The organism is Pseudomonas sp. NBB, assembly GCF_032701105.1.
GTDB classification, from domain to species: domain Bacteria; phylum Pseudomonadota; class Gammaproteobacteria; order Pseudomonadales; family Pseudomonadaceae; genus Aquipseudomonas; species Aquipseudomonas asiatica.
This window is the reverse complement of record NZ_CP103994.1, coordinates 4,422,386-4,441,271: the sequence shown is the minus strand read 5'-3', so window position 1 is coordinate 4,441,271 and position 18,886 is coordinate 4,422,386. Positions and strand designations below refer to the sequence as shown.

2 protein-coding genes are annotated in these 18,886 nt (G+C 66.9%); both read left to right on the top strand.

The genetic code is table 11. From position 1 onward, the window contains the following. The first annotated feature begins 90 nt into the window (after window positions 1-90). Window positions 91-6,555, top strand: coding sequence for a non-ribosomal peptide synthetase (locus NY023_RS20570; protein WP_316927863.1), 6,465 nt, complete (start codon window positions 91-93; stop codon window positions 6,553-6,555). 1 nt (window position 6,556) lies between these two features. Beyond that, window positions 6,557-18,883 (top strand): non-ribosomal peptide synthase/polyketide synthase, encoded by a 12,327-nt coding sequence (locus NY023_RS20565; protein WP_316927862.1) that lies wholly within the window; start codon window positions 6,557-6,559, stop codon window positions 18,881-18,883. Window positions 18,884-18,886: the final 3 nt, after the last annotated feature.

The following is an 18,886-nucleotide window of genomic DNA, read 5'->3' as shown; positions in this document are numbered from 1 at the left end:
ATGGTGCTGGGCCTAAGGTTGGCGCCACTAAATCACCCCCCCACACCTTCGTCTGACAGTTACCGCTCGACTGCCAGGACACCGCTCGACATGAATGCCGACCAAACGCTCAAGCTCGCCCGCCGCTTCATCGAACTCAGCCCCGACAAGCGCCGCCTGTTCCTCAAGGCGCTGCAGGGCGAGGGCATGGATTTTTCCGTGCTGCCGATTGCGCCCGGGGTGGAGGTGGCCGAGCGTGACCAGCTGTCGTACGCCCAGCGGCGCATGTGGTTCCTCTGGCAGCTCGACCCGCAAGGTGCGGCATACAACCTGCCCATGGCCGTGCGCTTGACTGGCCCGCTGGACCTGGCCGCCCTGCAGCACGCCTTCGATGCCCTTGTGGCCCGCCACGAAACCCTGCGCACCCGCTTCGTCGCCGACGGCGATGACGTGCGCCAGCAGGTCGAGGCCAGCGCCGCCCCGTTGCAGCTGCACCAGGATGCCTTGGCCGGCCTGGACGAGGGCGCCCGTCAGGCCGCCATCGAAACCATCGCCGAAGCCGAAGCCCTGGCCCCCTTCGACCTGGCCAGCGGCCCGCTGCTGCGGGTGCGCCTGCTGCAACTGGCGGCACAGGAGCACATCCTGCTGCTCACCGTGCACCACATCGTCGCCGACGGCTGGTCGATGAACGTGCTGATCGACGAATTCCTGCACCTGTACGACGCCGCCGTGGCCGGCAGCGAAGCCCGCCTGGAACCGCTGCCGATCCAGTACCGCGACTACGCCCTGTGGCAGCGAAGTTGGCTCCAGGCCGGTGAGCAGGAGCGCCAGCTGGCCTACTGGCAGGCCCGCCTGGGCGACGACCATTCGCCGCTGGAATTGCCACTGGACCGAAGCCGCCAGGGCCGCCCCAGCTATCGCGGCGCGCGTCACGAGTTCCCCATCGCAGCAGATGTCGCCGAACGGCTGCGCGGCCTGGCGCGCAAGCATAACGTCACCCTGTTCATGGTCCTGCTGGCCGCCTTCAAGCTGCTACTGCAGCGCTACAGCGGCCAGTCGGCGATCCGTGTCGGCGTGCCCATCGCCAACCGCAACCGCGCCGAAAGCCAAGGGCTGATCGGCTGCTTCATCAATACCCAGGTATTGCACACCGAAATCGACCCGCTGCTGGACATCACCGGCCTGCTCCAGCGCGTGCGCGAAACCGCCGTAGGCGCGCAAAGCCACCAGGACCTGCCGTTCGAGCAACTGGTAGCAGCCCTGGACCTGCCGCGCAGCAGCGAGAGCCCGCTGTTCCGTGTGCTGTTCAACCACCAGGCGCAGGTGGCGGATGTGCAGGCCATCGAGACCCGCTCCGGTTTGCACCTGGCGCCGGTCAACCTGGCAAAGCACAGCGCCCGCTTCGACCTGGCGCTGGACACCCATGAGCGAGCGGGGCAACTGCACGCAGCGTTCACCTATGCGACCGACGTGTTCGATACGGCCACCGTCGAAGCCCTCGGCGAGCAGTGGCTGGCCCTGGTGCAGGCATTGGCCGACGAAGCGGGTGGCGCAGTCGGCGAGCTGCCATTGCCAGGCCTGGCCCCTGCCATCGGCGCGCCTGCGCAGGCTGACGCAACGCTGCTGGTCCACCAGCGCTTTGCCGCCGCCGTCAGCCGCCACCCCGAACGCACGGCGGTGATGGCTGCGGGCGAGCAGGCCAGCTTCGCCGAACTCGATGCCCGCGCCGAAGCCATTGCAGGCCGGCTGGTGGAAGCCGGAGCAGGGCCGGACACACTGGTCGGCGTGCTGGCCGACCGCAGTGTCGGCATGCTCGCCGGTATCCTCGGCGTGTTCAAGGCCGGTGGCGCCTACCTGCCACTGGAGCCCGAGCAGCCGGCCGAACGCTTGGCCTACATGCTTGCCGACAGCGGTACGCGCCTGGTACTGGCGCCCGGTACCTGGCAGGCCGAACTACCCGAGGGCGTGCAGCGCCTGGACTGGGCGCAAACCGGCAACGGCAGCGCCGCCCGTATCGCCCCGGCGCCGGCCAACCTGGCCTACGTGATCTACACCTCCGGCACCACCGGCCAGCCCAAGGGCGTGGCGATCAGCCATGGCGCCCTGGCCAACTACGTCGAAGGCATCGCCGCACGTTTGCCGGTCGAGCGTATCCGCAGCATGGCCCAGGTCTCGACCCCGGCTGCCGACCTTGGCCACACCATGCTGTTCGGCGCCTTGTGCGGCGGCCACACCCTGCATTTGCTGCTACGCGAGCAGGTGCTGGATGCCGAAGGCTTCGCCGCCTACCTGACCGAACACCAGGTAGACGCGCTGAAGATCGTACCGTCGCACCTGGAAGCCATGTTGGTGGCTGGCCGCTCGGCGCTGCCGGCACAGTGCCTGGTGCTCGGCGGCGAGGCCATCAGCCCGAGCCTGCTGGGCAAGGTCCGCAACCTGGCCCCGGCGCTCAAGGTGTTCAACCACTACGGCCCGACCGAGACCACCGTCGGTGTGCTGGTCGCCGAACTGAACGGGCAGGCCAGCCTCGGCCAGCCACTGGCCAACACCCGCGTCGCGGTGCTCGACCGCTGCCTGCAACCCCTGCCGGCCAAAGCCAAGGGCGAGCTATACATCGGTGGCGCCGGCCTGGCCCGCGGCTACCTGAACCGCCCGGCACTCACCGCCGAGCGCTTTGTTCCCGACCCGAACGGCCACGGCCAGCGCCTGTACCGCAGCGGTGACTGGGTTCGCCAAGGCAGCGACCTGCAGTTCGCCGGGCGCATGGATGGCCAGGTGAAGATCCGTGGCTATCGCGTGGAACTGGCCGAAATCGAAAACCAGCTGCGTGCCCTGGGCGGTGTCGCCAATGCCCTGGTACGCGTGCATGGCCAGGCGCCGCAACTGCAACTGGCTGCCTGGCTGGTGCCCGGTCAGATGCCGGCCGACAGCCTGGCCTGGCAGGAATCGATCCGCGCCAGCCTCAAGCGCCTGCTGCCCGAACACATGGTGCCGACCCACCTGATGGTGCTGGAGCACCTGCCGGTCACGGTCAACGGCAAGGTCGACGTCAAGGCGCTGCCGGAACCCGCCGCCACCCAGGTGGCCTATCAGGCGCCGCAGACCCCGCTGCAAACGCAATTGGCACAGATCTGGGCGCAAGTCCTGCAAGTACCGCAGGTAGGCCTGGGCGACAACTTCTTTGCCCTTGGCGGCCATTCACTGCTGGCCACCCAGGCGGTATCGCGGATACGCAAGCAATTGGGCGTGGATATTCCGCTGCGCAGCTTGTTCGACACCGTCGACCTGCAGGCCTTTGCCCAGGCAGTGGCCGAAGGCGAGCAGGGCGCAGGCCTGGACATCGAAATCCTCGATCGCCAGCAACCGCTGCCAGTGTCCCCCTCGCAGAACCGCCAGTGGCTGTTCTGGAAGCTCAACCCCGAAAGCCTGGCCTACAACACGCCGATGGCCGTGCGCATGCAGGGCCACCTCGACCACTGCGCCGTGCAGGGTGCGCTGGATGCCTTGGTAACCCGCCACGAATCGTTGCGCACTGTTTTCGTCGAGGCCGACGGCCTGCCTTGGCAGCGCATCCTGCCGGCTGCCACGGTATCGATCGGTTTCGAAGACCTCAGCGGCCAGGACCACGCCGCGCAGATGCGCAAGCTGGAAGCCGAAGCCTTCGTCCCGTTCGACCTGGAGCACGGCCCGCTGCTGCGCGCACGGCTGTTCAAGGTGCATGCGCAGGAGCACCTGCTGTCATTGACCTTGCACCATATCGTCTCCGATGGCTGGTCGATGAGCCTGCTGGTGCGCGAGTTCGCCGCCGCCTACAACGCCGCCGCCACGGGCCAGGCGCAAACCATCGAGCCGCTGCCGGTGCAGTACGCCGACTTCGCCGCCTGGCAGCGCAAGTGGCTGGCCGAGGGGCAGATGCAGGCGCAGATCGACTACTGGAAGGCCCGCCTGGAAGACGACTTCGAAGTGCTGGAAATGCCTGCCGACCGCATTCGCCCGCAGGTAAAAAGCTACCAGGGCAGCCGCTTCGACGTGCGCCTGCCACAGGCCCTCACCGAGCGCCTGCGGGCACTGGCGGTGGCATCCAACGCCACATTGTTCCATGTGTTCCTGGCGGCCTTTGCCATCGTGCTGTCGCGCTACAGCCGCAAGGGCACGCTCAACATCGGTGTGCCGGTCACCAACCGCAACCGCCTGGAGCTTGAAGGGCTGATCGGCTTCTTCATCAACGTGGTCGTGGCTCGTATCCGTGTCGATGGCAGCCAGCCGTTCTCGCAGCTGCTGGCGGCGATCAAGGAGACCACCCTGCAGGCCCAGGCCAACAAGGATGTGCCGTTCCTCGAAGTAGCCGAGGCGCTGTATCCGGAGCGTGACCAGGGTGTGAACCCGATCTTCCAGGTGCTGTACAACCACCTGCGCGACCTTGGCGAGCAGGTATCCAGCGATGCCCTGCACGGCCTGCAGGTCAAGGAAGTGGACCTGCTGGAGCCGGGCGCGCAGTACGACATTTCGCTCAATACCCTGGAGCGCTCCGACGGCGTGACTGCCTCGTTCAACTATTGCACCGACCTGTTCGATGCCGCACGTATCGAGCGCATGGCCGGGCATTGGCAAGCACTGCTGGAAGCCATCTGCGCCGAACCACAATGCTGCATTGCCGAGCTGGACTTCCTTAGCAGTAGCGAACGCCAGCAGCTGACCCACGGCTGGAACCCGGCGCCCCAGGCTGGCAGCGGCTTGTGTGCGCACCAGCTGCTGGCGCGACAGGCCCACGAGCGGCCGGATGCGCTGGCGCTGATCTTCGACGACCAGCAGATGACCTACGCCGAACTGGACCGCAGCAGCAACCAGCTGGCTCACCGCCTTCGGGCGCTGGGCGTGGGGCCGGACTGCCTGGTTGGCGTGGCTGTCGAGCGCGGCCTGGGCATGGCCCTGGCGCTGATCGCCATTCACAAGGCGGGTGGCGCCTATGTGCCGCTGGACCCGGACTACCCGCAAGAACGCCTGGCCTACATGGTCGAGGACAGCAATATCGGCCTGCTGCTGGCCGATGCGCCCTCGCGTGAGCGCCTGCAATTGGGCAAGCAACTGCCCTGCGTGGTACTGGCGCCCGGCACCGAGTGGCTGCAAGCCTGGCCCGCCGAACCGCTGGCCAACCTGGTGGCACCGCACAACCTCGCCTATGTCATCTACACCTCCGGCTCCACCGGCATGCCCAAGGGCGTGGCCATCGACCACCATGCCCTGTCGCAGTTCTGCCTGGTGGCCGGCGACTATTCGCGGCTTACCCCGGACGATCGCGTGCTGCAGTTCGCCACCATCAGCTTCGATGGCTTCATCGAGCAGTTCTTCCCGCCGCTGGCCCAGGGCGCCTGTGTGGTGCTGCGCGACCTGCGGCTGTGGGACACCGCCACCCTGCTGGACGAGATCAACCGCCACGGCGTGACCGTGGCCGACCTGCCAGCGGCCTACTGGCGCCTGCTGGCGCTGGAGCGCCGCCCCCCCGAGGCCTATGGCCGGCTGAAGCAGATTCACGTGGGGGGAGAAGCGGTGCCGGAAGATGCCCTGCGTGCCTGGCTGGCCGATGGCCCGCCAGCAGTGCGCCTGCTGAACACCTACGGCCCGACCGAAGCCACCGTGGTCGCCACCACCTACGATTGTTCGCAGATGACCGTGGAGCAGATCAGCCTGGGCGGCGTACCGATCGGCCGTGCCTTGCCGGGGCGTACCCTGCATGCTCTGGACGATGGCCTGGCGCCGACGCCGGTGGGCGTGCCCGGGGAGCTGTTCATCGGCGGGGCAGGGTGCCTGGCGCGCGGTTATCACCAGCGGCCGTCACTCACCGCCGAGCGTTTCATCCCCGACCCGTTCGACCCGGTTGGCGGTGGCCGCCTGTACCGCACCGGCGACCTCGGCTGCTACGACGAAAACGGCCAGTTGGCCTATCGCGGCCGGGTCGACCACCAGGTGAAGGTGCGCGGCTTCCGTATCGAGCTGGGCGAGATCGAGCAGTACCTGCGGGCGCACCCGGACGTTCGCGAAGCCACCGTGCTGGCCATCGACCTGCCCGGTGGCAAGCAGCTGTGCGCCTATGCGGTGCCGGCCGAAGGCTACCGCGGCGATCTGCGCCAGGCCCTGAAGCAGTACCTCAAGGCCAGCCTGCCGGACTACATGATCCCGGCCTACCTGGTGACCCTGCCGAGCATGCCGCTGACCCCCAGCGGCAAACTCGACCGCAAGGCGCTGCCGCTGCCCGACCCGAACCAGCCACAGCATGACTACCAGGCGCCGCAGACCGAGCGGCAGCAGCAGCTCGCGAACATCTGGGCGCAGTTGCTGAACGTTGCCCGGGTCGGCCTGAGCGACAACTTCTTCGAGCTGGGCGGCCACTCCTTGCTGGCGGCCCAGGCAGTGTCGCGGATCAACGTCGAGCTTGGGCTGGACATACCCCTGCGGCTGATCTTCAGCCACCCCGAACTACGCGCGTTCGCCCAGGCACTGGACGAGCAGGGCCTGTCGCTCTCCGACGATGGCCTGAGCGATATCGAACACATGATGAATGCATTCACAGAGGCCTGACATGGAACTCACTGCCGCACAACGTATCGCCCAACGTTTCGTTGGCCTCCCTGTGGAGCAACGCCAGCAGATCCTGGAAAAGATGCAGGCTACCGGCCAGAGCTTCCGCCTGCTGCCCATCGTGCCCGCGCGCCAGGGCCTGGCGCGTATTCCGCTGTCGTACGCCCAGCAGCGCCTGCTGTTTCTCTGGCAGCTGGAGCCCGACAGCCCAGCCTACAACGTGCCGATGGCAGTACGCCTGAAGGGCGCGCTGGACCAGGCAGTGCTGCAGCAGGCGCTGGATGCGCTGGTGCAACGCCACGAATCGCTGCGCACGCGCTTTGCCTCGGAGGAGGGCGAGTTCTACCAGGAAATCCTCGAGCACTGCCCGCTGGCGCTGGAATTGCTGATGCTCGACGGTGCCGCCGATGAGACAGCGCTGAGCGTGGCCGTGGACGCCGCCCTCAAGCAGCCCTTCGACCTGCTGAGCGGCCCGCTGCTGCGGGTGACCCTGCTGCGCGTGGCCGCCGATCACCACGTGCTGGCAGTGAGCATGCACCACATCATCTCGGACGGCTGGTCCAGCGATGTGCTGGTGCAGGAATTCATCCAGCTGTACAGCGCCCTGGCCGAAGGCCGGCAGGCCGAGTTGCCGGTTTTGCCGATCCAGTACGCCGACTACGCCATCTGGCAGCGCGCCTGGCTCGAGGCCGGTGAAGCGCAGCGCCAACTGGCCTACTGGCAGGCCCAGTTGGGCAGCGAGCAGCCGGTGCTGAGCCTGCCGCTGGACTTCGAGCGCCCGGCAATTCCCAGCCAGCGTGGCGCGGTGGTGCGTGTGGATATCGGCGCCGAACAGGCCGAGGCCCTGCGTAGCCAGGCGCGCAAGGGTGGCCACACGTTGTTCGTGCTGGTACTGGCAGCCATGGCGGTGGTGCTGTCGCGCTACAGCGGCCAGGCCGACATCCGCATCGGTGCCCCGAACGCCGGGCGCAACCGCAAGGAGCTGGAAGGCCTGATCGGCTTCTTTATCAACACCCAGGTGCTGCGCGTGCAGGTGGACGAGCGCGCCACCTTCGCCGCGCTGCTGGAGCAGGTAAAAGACGTGATCGGCGGCGCCCAGTCGCACCAGGAGCTGCCGTTCGAGCACCTGGTCGATGCCTTGCTGCCCGAGCGCAACCTGGCCCACAACCCGCTGTTCCAGTTCAAGATCAACCAGCACGTGGCCGCCAGCGATGCAGGGCGCAAGCGCCTGGGCGCGCTGGAGGTAGAAGGCTTTGCCCGTGACGGCAGCGATGCCCGCTTCGACCTGGCGTTCGACTTCTCCGACAAGGCCGACGGCATCGAAGGCTATTTCACCTACGCCACCGACCTGTTCGAGCAGGCCACTATCGAACGCATGGCCGCTTCGCTGCGCCAGGTGCTGGATGCGCTGATCCGTGACCCGCAGCAGGCGATCGTCGACAGCCCGCAAGTGGCGACGCTGCTGCCGGCGGCCACGCAGGCCTACCCGCACGGCAACTTCCTCGCCTTGTGGCGCCAGGCAATGGCGCAAGGCCAGGCCCACGGCGGTGTGCGTGCCGGTGACCGGTTCATGACCCAGGCCGGGCTGGAGGCGGCGTCCAACCGCTTGGCCGACTACCTGCGCCAGCACGGCGTCGGTGCCGGCAGCATCGTCGCCCTGTGCCTGCCGCGCTCCATCGAGTGGGTCGGCGCCTTGCTCGCGGTGCTCAAGACCGGCGCCGCCTACCTGCCGCTGGACACCCAGCAACCGCAGGAGCGCCTGCAACAACTGATTGCCGACAGTGGCGCCGCCATACTGCTGCATGAGCCGGGCGACCAGCGCTTCGCCGGCCTGGACGGCGTGCAGCTGATTGCCTGCGATCATACCGCCTGGGCAACCTGCAGCGACAGCCCGGTCGAGGTGGCCATCGCCGCCGAACAACCGGCCTATCTGATCTACACCTCGGGCTCGACCGGCCAGCCGAAAGGCGTGGTGGTCAGCCACGGGGCGCTGGCCAGCTACACCCAGGCGGTGCTGGAGCGCCTGCAACTGCCGGCCGCGGCGAGCATGGCGATGGTGTCCACCACCGCGGCCGACCTGGGCCACACCGTGCTGTTCGGTGCCTTGGCTTCGGGCCGCCTGCTGCACCTGCTGCCACAGGAACTGGCGTTCGACCCGGATGGCTTCGCCAGCTACATGGCGCAGCACCAGGTCGGCGTGCTCAAGCTGGTGCCGAGCCACTTGCAAGGCTTGCTGCAAGCGGCCCGCGCCGCCGATGTGCTGCCCGCCGAGGCACTGATCCTGGGGGGGGAGGCATGCAGCTGGGGTCTGTTGGAAAAAATCCGCGAACTGCGCCCGGCCTGCCGGGTCATCAACCACTACGGCCCGACCGAAACCACTGTCGGCGTGCTCACCTTCGAGCCGGGGCAGCCGCTGCCAGGTTGCCGCACGGTGCCGGTCGGGCGCCCGCTGGGCAACGCCTGCGCCCAGGTGCTGGATGGCTACCTCAACCCGTTGGCGGCGCAGGTGCCCGGTGAGCTTTACCTGGGCGGGCAAGGCGTCGCCCAGGGCTACCTGGGCCAGCCCGCATTGACCGCCGAACGCTTCGTGCCGACCGAGGGTGGTGCCCGCCTGTACCGCACCGGCGACCGCGCGCGGCTGACCGCCGATGGCCTGGTCGAGTTCATCGGCCGTGCCGACGACCAGGTGAAGATCCGCGGCTATCGCGTGGAGCCAGGTGAAGTCGGCCGGGTGCTGGCCGGCCTGCCTGGTGTCAACGAGGCCGTGGTACTGGCCTTGCCATTGGAGGGCGATGCCGAGCGCTTGCAGCTGGTGGCCTACGGGGTGGCCGACGCAGGCGTGACCGTGCAGCAACTGCAGGCGCAATTGCAGGCACGCCTGCCGGACTACATGGTGCCGGCGCAGATACTGCTGCTGGAGCGCCTGCCACTGACCGCCAATGGCAAGCTCGACAAGCGCGCCTTGCCGGCACCGGGCGCGGTCAGCCGTGGCTATGTGGCGCCACAAGGCGATATCGAGGAGAAACTGGCCGCAGTGTGGGCCGATGTGCTCAAGCTGGAGCAGGTCGGCAGCACCGACAACTTCTTCGAACTGGGCGGCGACTCGATCCTCAGCCTGCAGATCATCGCCCGGGCCAAACGCCAGGGCATCCGGATCACCCCCAAGCAGCTGTTCGAACAACAAACCATCGCCCAGCTGGCCCAGGTAGCCAAGCGCATCGAGGCCAAGCAAGCGGTTGCGGCCGCAGCCGTGGACACTGCCACCAGCGGCGAGGTGGCATTGCTGCCGGCCCAGGCGCGTTTCTTCGAGATGGAGGTCGCGCAGCCGGCGCATTGGAACCAGTCGGTGCTGCTCAAGCCGGCCGGCCCGGTGCAGGTGCAACACCTGGAGGCAGCCCTGCGCGCAGTGGTCGAGCAGCACGATGCTCTGCGCCTGCGCTTCAGCCGTGGCGAAAGCCAGTGGCAGGCGGGCTTCCAGCCGCTGGACAATGCACCACTGCTGCGCCAGCGCAACCTGGCAGTACTGAGTGAACTGGACGCCGCCGGCAACCAGGTGCAGGCCAGCCTGAACCTGCAGCACGGGCCACTGCTGCGTGCCGAACTGTTCGACTTCGCCGATGGGCAGCAGCGCCTGCTGCTGGTGGTCCATCACCTGGTGGTCGACGGTGTGTCGTGGCGGGTGTTGCTGGAAGACCTGCAAGCGGCCTACCGGCAATTGCTGAACGGCCAGGCCGTGAGCCTGCCCGCCAAGACCACCTCGGTGAAGGCCTGGGCCGAGCGCCTGGCCAGCCATGCCGGCAGCCCCGCATTGCAAGCACAGCGCGACTACTGGCTGCAGGCGCTGGCCGGCGACCACGCCGAACTGCCGCGTGACAACCCGCTGGGCAGCCTGGCCAACACCCATGCCCGTACCGCCGCCACACGGCTGGATGCCGAGCGCACCGCCAAGCTGCTGAAACAGGCCCCGGCGGCCTACCGCACGCAGATCAACGACCTGCTGCTGACCGCGCTGGCGCGCACCTTGTGCCAGTGGAGCGCGCAGGGCAACGTGCAGGTACTGCTGGAGGGCCATGGCCGCGAAGACCTGTTCGACGACCTCGACCTCAGCCGCACCGTAGGCTGGTTCACCAGCCTGTTCCCGGTGCGTCTCACACCCGGCCAAGACCTTGGCCAGTCGATCAAGGCAATCAAGGAGCAACTGCGCGGCGTGCCGGACAAAGGCCTCGGCTACGGCCTGCTGCGCTACTTCGGCGATGCTGAAGTGCGTGAACAGCTCGAGCGTGCCGCCCAGGCCCGTGTCACCTTCAACTACCTGGGTCAGTTCGATGCCAGCTTCGATGCCGAGGCCGGCGCCCTGTTCACCCCGAGCGGGGAAAGCGCAGGCCGTACCCAATGTGCCGGCGCGCAGCTGGGCAACTGGCTGAGCATCACCGGCCAGGTGTACGGCGGCGAGCTGTTCCTGGAGTGGACCTACAGCGCCGACGTTCATCACCCGGCCACCATCGAGAAGCTGGCCCAGGCCTACGGGCAGGCCTTGGCAGAGCTGGTCGAGCACTGCTGCGATGCGCGGCACCATGGCGTGACGCCGTCGGACTTCCCGCTGGCCGCGCTGACCCAGGCGCAACTGGACAGCCTGCCGCTGGAGGCCGGGCAGATCGCCGATGTGTACCCGCTGTCACCCATGCAGCAGGGCATGTTGTTCCACACCCTTTACGACCAGCAGGCCGGTAACTACATCAACCAGCTGCGCGTGGATGTGGAGGGGCTGGATGTGCAGCGGTTCCGCCAGGCGTGGCAGGCCACGCTCGATGCTCACGACATCCTGCGCAGCGGTTTCATCCTGCACGGCGAACTGGAGCAAGCCGTACAGGTGGTTCGCAAGGCCGTCGAACTGCCATGCAGCGAGCATGACTGGCGTGGCCAGCCGGCGTTGGAGCAGGCATTGCAGGCCGTGGCCGAGGGTGAACGCCAGCGCGGTTTCGACCTTGCTGCCGCGCCGCTGCTGCGCCTGGTACTGGTACGCACGGGCGATACCCGCCACCACCTGATCTACACCAACCACCACATCCTGATGGACGGCTGGAGCACCTCGCGCCTGTTGGGCGAAGTGCTCCAGCGCTATGCCGGCCTGGCTCCGCAGGCCCAGGCCACGCACTACCGCGACTACATCGCCTGGCTGCAGGGCCAGGACGCGGCCGTTGCCGAAGCCTTCTGGAAAGCCCAGCTTGCCGCCCTGGACGAGCCAACCCGCCTGGCCCAGGCTATCGCCGGCAGTGCTGGCGCAAGCGGTAGCGGCCATGGCGACCACCGCCTGGCCTTCGACCCAGAGCACACCGCGCGCATCGAAGCCTTCGCCCGGGCCAACCGGGTCACGGTCAACACCCTGGTGCAATCGGCCTGGCTGCTGCTGTTGCAGCGCTGCACCGGCCAGGCCAGCGTGTGCTTCGGCGCCACTGTCGCCGGCCGCCCGGCGGACCTGCCGGGGGTGGAGGAACAGATCGGCCTGTTCATCAACACCTTGCCGGTGATCGGCGCCCCGCGTGCCGAGCAGACCGTGGCCGAGTGGATCGGCCAGGTGCAGGCCGGCAACCTGGCCGTGCGCGAGTTCGAGCACACCCCGCTGTACGACGTGCAGCGCTGGGCGGGGCAGGGCGGTGACGCCTTGTTCGACAGCATCCTGGTGTTCGAGAACTACCCGGTGGCCGAGGCGCTGCAACAGGGCGCGCCCGGTGGCCTGCGCTTCGGCGACGTGGCCGTGCACGAGCAGACCAACTACCCGCTGACCCTGGTGGTGGAACTGGGCACCACGCTGTCGATGCAGTACAGCCACGACCGTGCGCTGTGGAGCGACGAGAGCATTGGCCGCCTGGCTGGTTACTTTGCCAACCTGCTGCAGGCGCTGACGGAGAATGCTGACGCGGTGGTTGGCGAGTTGCCAATGCTGGGCCTGCCAGAACAGCGACAGATGGTCGAAGGCTGGAACGAAACCCAGGCGACGTACCCGGACGAGCGCAGCATTCACCACCTGATCGAAGCCCAGGTGTTCGCCACCCCGGATGCCCCGGCGCTGGTCTTTGGCGAGCAGACCCTCAGCTATGCCGAGCTCAACCGCCGTAGCAACCAGCTGGCGCACAAGCTGCGCGAGCAGGGCGTGGGCCCGGATGTGCTGGTGGGCATCGCCATGGAGCGCAGCCTGGAGATGGTCGTCGGCCTGCTGGGCATCGTGAAGGCCGGTGGCGCTTATGTGCCGCTGGACCCGGAATACCCCCAGGACCGCCTGAGCTACATGTTCGAGGACAGCGGCATCGCCTTGCTGCTGACCCAGTCGCACCTGCACGAAGCCCTGCCGATCCCGGCCGGCCTGCGCAGCCTGGACCTGGACACCGAGAACTTCGACGGCTACAGCGATGCCAACCCGAATGTCGACGTGGCCCCGCTGAACCTCGCCTACGTGATCTACACCTCCGGCTCCACCGGCCGCCCGAAAGGTGCTGGCAACAGCCATCAGGCGCTGGTCAACCGCCTGTGGTGGATGCAGAAGGCCTACGGCCTGGACGCCAGCGACAGCGTGCTGCAGAAAACCCCGTTCAGCTTCGACGTGTCGGTGTGGGAATTCTTCTGGCCGCTGATGACCGGCGCGCGCCTGGTCATGGCCCAGCCCGGCGCGCACCGCGACCCGCAGCTGCTGGTCGAAACCATCAACCACCACGGCATCAGCACGCTGCACTTCGTGCCGTCGATGCTGCAGGCGTTCATGACCCACGAAGCGGTCGAAAGCTGCGTCAGCCTCAAGCGCGTGGTGTGCAGCGGTGAAGCGTTGCCGGCCGAGTTGGCCCGCCAGACCCTGCAACGCCTGCCGGCGGCAGGCCTGTACAACCTGTACGGCCCGACCGAAGCGGCGATCGACGTGACCCACTGGACCTGCCAGCCGGACGAAAGCATCAGCGTGCCGATCGGCCAGCCGATCGACAACCTCAAGACCCATATCCTCGAAGGCAGCCTGCAACCGGCGGTGCGCGACAGTGCCGGCGAGCTGTACCTCGGCGGGGTAGGCCTGGCCCGTGGTTATCACCAACGCCCGGCGCTGACCGCCGAACGCTTCGTGCCGGACCCGTTCAGCGACAACGGCGGGCGCCTGTACCGCACCGGCGACCTGGCGCGCTACCGCGCCGATGGCGTGATCGACTACGCCGGGCGCATCGACCACCAGGTGAAGATCCGCGGCCTGCGCATCGAACTGGGCGAGATCGAGGCGCGACTATTGGAGCTGCCGAGTGTGCAGGAAGCCGTGGTGCTGGTCCAGGACGGGCCAAGCGGCAAGCAGCTGGTGGGCTATGTGGTGCCTGCCGACAGCACGCAGGACGAAGGCGCGTTGCGCGACAACCTGCGCAAGGCGCTGAAGGCCGGCCTGCCGGACTACATGGTGCCGGCGCACCTGCTGCTGCTCGGCAAGCTGCCGGTGACGCCGAACGGCAAGCTGGACCGCAAGGCCCTGCCGCTGGCGGATGCCAGCCAGTTGCAGGGCGAGTACGTTGCGCCGCGGAGCGATCTGGAACAGCGGATCGCGGCGATCTGGGCGGATGTGCTGAAGCTGGAGAAGGTCGGCCTGACCGATAACTTCTTCGAACTGGGCGGCGATTCGATCATCTCGTTGCAGGTGGTCAGCCGTGCGCGCCAGGTGGATATCCAGTTCACGCCCAAGGACCTGTTCGAGGCCCAGACGGTGCAGGCACTGGCCCGGCTCGCCAACCGCGGCGGCAGTGTATCGATCGATCAGGGTGCGGTAACGGGCGTGACGCCGCTCACGCCGATCCAGCACTGGTTCTTCGAGCAGCCCGTTGTCGTGCGCCATCACTGGAACCAGTCGGTGCTGCTCACGCCCGGTGAAACACTGGCCCCGGCGACGCTCGATGCGGCATTGCAGGCATTGCTCGAACATCACGACGCCCTGCGTTTGCGCGTGTTCGGCCATGGGGTGGGCTGGCAGGCTGAATTTGCCGATGCGGGCTACTCCCAGTTGCTGTGGCATCGCGATTTCGCCAGCGTCGAGCAGTTGCAGCAAGCCGCCACTGAAGCCCAGCGCAGCCTTGACCTCGAGCACGGGCCGTTGATGCGTGCCATGCTCGCTGCGCTGCCTGACGGTAGCCAGCGACTGCTTTTGGTCATCCATCACCTGGCGGTAGACGGTGTGTCGTGGCGTGTGCTGCTGGAAGACCTGCAGCAGGCCTACCAGACCCTGGCTGCCGGGCAGCCACTGCAGCTTCCGGCCAAGACCACTTCGTACAAAGCCTGGGCCGAGCGTTTGCAAACCTATGCCGCCGCGCCCGTATTGCAACAGCAACTGGGCTACTGGCAGGCGCAGTTGCAAGGGGCCAGCGAAATGCTGCCCTGCGACAACCCGCAAGGCAGCCGGCAACTGAAGCATGCGGCTTCGGTCAGCACGCGCCTCGACGTGGCAAGCACCCGACGGCTGTTGCAGGATTGCTCGGTGGCTTATCGCACGCAGATCATGGACCTGCTGCTGACGGCCCTGGCGCAAGCAGTTGGCCGCTGGAGCGGCCAGCCCGAAGTGCTGGTGCGCCTGGAAGGGCATGGCCGTGAAGACCTGTTCGCGGGTATCGACCTGACGCGTACGGTGGGCTGGTTCACCAGCCTGTATCCGGTAAAGCTGAGCCCGCAAGCAGACCTGGCAAGTTCGATCAAGACCATCAAGGAACAGCTGCGCGCCGTGCCTGACAAAGGCCTGGGCTATGGCGTGCTGCGCTACCTCGGTGATGTCGCGAGCCGCGAGGCCCTTGCAGCATTGCCTGAAGGCCAGATCGTCTTCAACTACCTCGGGCAGTTCGACGGCAGCTTCGATGGCGAAGCAGGTCTGTTCACCCCCGCCAAAGAGAACGATGGCGCCAGGCAGGATGCCGAAGCACCGTTGGCCAGCCTGTTGACCGTCAACGGTCAGGTATATGGCGGCGAGCTACGCCTGGAGTGGACCTTCAGCCAGGACATTCATCGCCGCGAAACCATCGAGCTGCTGGCGCAGGCTTACCAGCAGGCCTTGGCTGAAATAATCGAGCATTGCTGTGAGGGTGGACATCGCGGCCTGACCCCGTCCGACTTCCCGTTGGCCGACCTGACCCAGGCGCAGCTCGACCAGCTGCCGGTTGCCGTGGCGCAGATCGCCGACGTCTACCCGCTGTCGCCGATGCAGCAGGGCATGCTGTTCCACAGCATCTACGAGCAAGGCAGCGGCAACTACATCAACCAGATGCGCGTGGATGTGGATGGCCTGGATGTACAAGCCTTCCGGCAGGCCTGGGATGCTGCCTTGCAGGCCCACGACATCCTGCGCAGCAGCTTCATCTGGCAGGGGGACCTGGGCCAGGCGGTGCAGGTCGTGCGCAAGCAGGTGACACTGCCGTTCAGCGAATATGACTGGCGTACCGAGGATGAGCTGGCGCGGGCGCTGGACAGCCTGGCGGATGCCGACCGGCAGCGTGGCTTCGACCTGGTCGAGGCACCCTTGTTGCGCCTGGTGCTGGTGCGTACGGCGCAGGCACGTCACCACCTGATCTTCACCTGCCATCACATCCTGATGGATGGCTGGAGCACCTCGCAGTTGCTGGGTGAGGTGTTGCAGCGTAATGCCGGTAAACCTGTGGTGGCAGCGGCGGGCAGCTACCGTGACTACATCGCCTGGTTGCAGCGCCAGGATGGGGCGGCGGCAGAGCGGTTCTGGCAGGGCCAGATGGCCAGCTTCAACGAGCCGACGCGCCTGGCCCAGGCCGTGCGCAATGGTGAGCCTGATGGTCATGGCCATCACGTTCATCACCAGGCATTCGATGCAGGGCGTACCGAGCGGGTTGAAGCCTTTGCCCGTGCCCAGCGTGTCACCGTCAACACCTTGGTACAGGCTACCTGGCTGTTGCTGTTGCAGCGCTATACCGGGCAGTCGTCGGTCTGCTTCGGGGCCACGGTCGCCGGCCGGCCAGCGGAGCTGGCGGGCGTGGAGGCGCAGATTGGCTTGTTCATCAACACCCTGCCGGTGGTTGGTACACCGCAAGGCGAACAGAGCGTCGCGCAATGGATCGGACAGGTGCAGGCCAGCAACCTGGCCATGCGTGAATACGAACATACGCCGCTGTACGATGTGCAGCGCTGGGCCGGGCTTGGTGGTGAAGCCCTGTTCGACAGCCTGGTGGTGTTCGAAAGTTACCCGGTGTCCGAGGCCCTTCGGCAGGGTGCACCGAGTGGCTTGCAGTTTGGCCCAGTGCAGGTGCGCGAGCAGACCAACTATCCGCTGACCGTGCTGGTGAGCCTTGGCGACAGCCTGGCTATCCAGTACCGGCATGACCGTGCGCACTGGAGCAGCGAGGCGATCGAGCAGTTGGCCCATCACTTCGGTACGCTGCTTGACGCCCTGGTGAGTGACCCGTGTGCTGCACTCGGCGACCTGCCGCTGCTCGATACCGCGCAGCATCAGCGTATCGTGCAGGACTGGAACCGCACGGCGGCCAGTTACCCGGCCGACCGCTGTATCCATCAGCTGTTCGAGGCGCAGGTGGTTGCTGCGCCAGGTGCAGTGGCACTTATCCACGGCGAGCAGACGCTCACGTATGCCGCGCTCAATGTACGGGCCAACCAGCTGGCCCACAAACTGCGCGAGGCTGGCGTGGGCCCGGAGGTGCTGGTAGGTGTCGCCATGGAGCGTGGCCTGGACATGGTGGTCGCGCTGATGGCCATTCTCAAGGCGGGCGGCGCCTACGTGCCGCTCGACCCTGGCTACCCGCAGGACCGCCTGGTGTACATGCTCGAAGACAGCCAGTCGATCCTGCTGCTGTCGCAGTCGCACCTGCTGGAGCGTGTGCCGACCAGCTTCCAGGCGCGCACGCTGCTGGTGGACCAATTGCTGCTCGACGGCTACGAAGCGGCCGACCCGGTGTGCGTGAGCACGCCGGACAACCTGGCGTACTGCATCTACACCTCAGGCTCCACTGGCAAACCCAAGGGCGTCCAGATCGAGCATCGCAATGCCGTGGCAATGATCGGCTGGGCGCAGTCGGTGTACAGCCAGCAGGACCTGTGCGGCGTGTTGGCGTCCACATCGATCTGTTTCGACCTGTCGGTCTGGGAGCTGTTCGTGACCCTGGGCTCGGGTGGCTATGCGGTACTGGCGGCCAATGCCCTGGAGCTGCCGCACCTGCCGGCCAAAGACCAGGTACGCCTGGTCAACACGGTGCCATCGGCCATCAAGGTGCTGCATGAAACCGGCCAGCTGCCGTCCGGTGTGCGCATCATCAACCTGGCGGGGGAGGCCCTCAAGCAGGGGCTGGTCGACGCGCTGTACGGCACTGGCCATGTGCTCAAGGTGTACGACCTGTACGGGCCTTCGGAGGACACCACCTACTCGACCTTCACCCTGCGCACCCAAGGTGGCCAGGCCAATATCGGCCGGCCGCTTTCCAACAGTGCCGTGTACCTGTTGAGCGAGGCCGGAACGCCGCTGCCGGTAGGGGTGGTGGGGGAGCTGTACATGGCGGGTGCGGGCCTGGCGCGTGGTTATCTGGCGCGCCCTGGGCTTACCGCCGAACGCTTCATCCCCGACCCGTTCGGTGGGCAGGGTGGCCGGCTGTATCGCACCGGCGACCTGGCGCGCTATGACGCCGACGGGGTCATCGAATATGCCGGGCGTATCGACCATCAGGTGAAGATTCGCGGCTTCCGTATCGAACTCGGTGAGATCGAGGCGCGCCTGCAACAACAGGACGCAGTCCGCGAAGCCGTGGTACTGGCACTGGATGCGCCGGGCGGCAAGCAACTGCTGGGCTACGTGGTGCCAGCCGATGCAGCGTCGGTTGCCAGCGAGGAAGCCCGGGCGGCGTTGCTTGACACCCTGCGCGCCAGACTGAAGGCCAGCCTGCCGGACTACATGGTGCCCGCGCACCTGTTGCTGTTGGAACGCCTGCCACTGACACCGAACGGCAAGCTGGACCGCAAGGCCTTGCCACAGCCTGACGGCAACCCGCGCCGGGCGGCCCATGTGGCGCCGGAAACGGAGCTGGAGCGGCGGATCGCAGCGGTATGGGCTGAAGTTCTTGGCCTGGAAAACGTATCTCTTACCGACAACTTCTTCGAGCTGGGGGGCCACTCCTTGCTGGCAACCCAGGCGGTAGCACGACTGCAGATCGAACTGGGTACGAACCTGCCACTCGCGTTGTTGTTCCAGACAGAGAACCTGCAGGCCTTTGCACAAGAGGTCGGCAGTCTCGGTACCCGAAACGACGGAGACCTGGATGAGCTCCAGGACTTCATGGCAGAGCTCGAGGCGGTTTGAGAT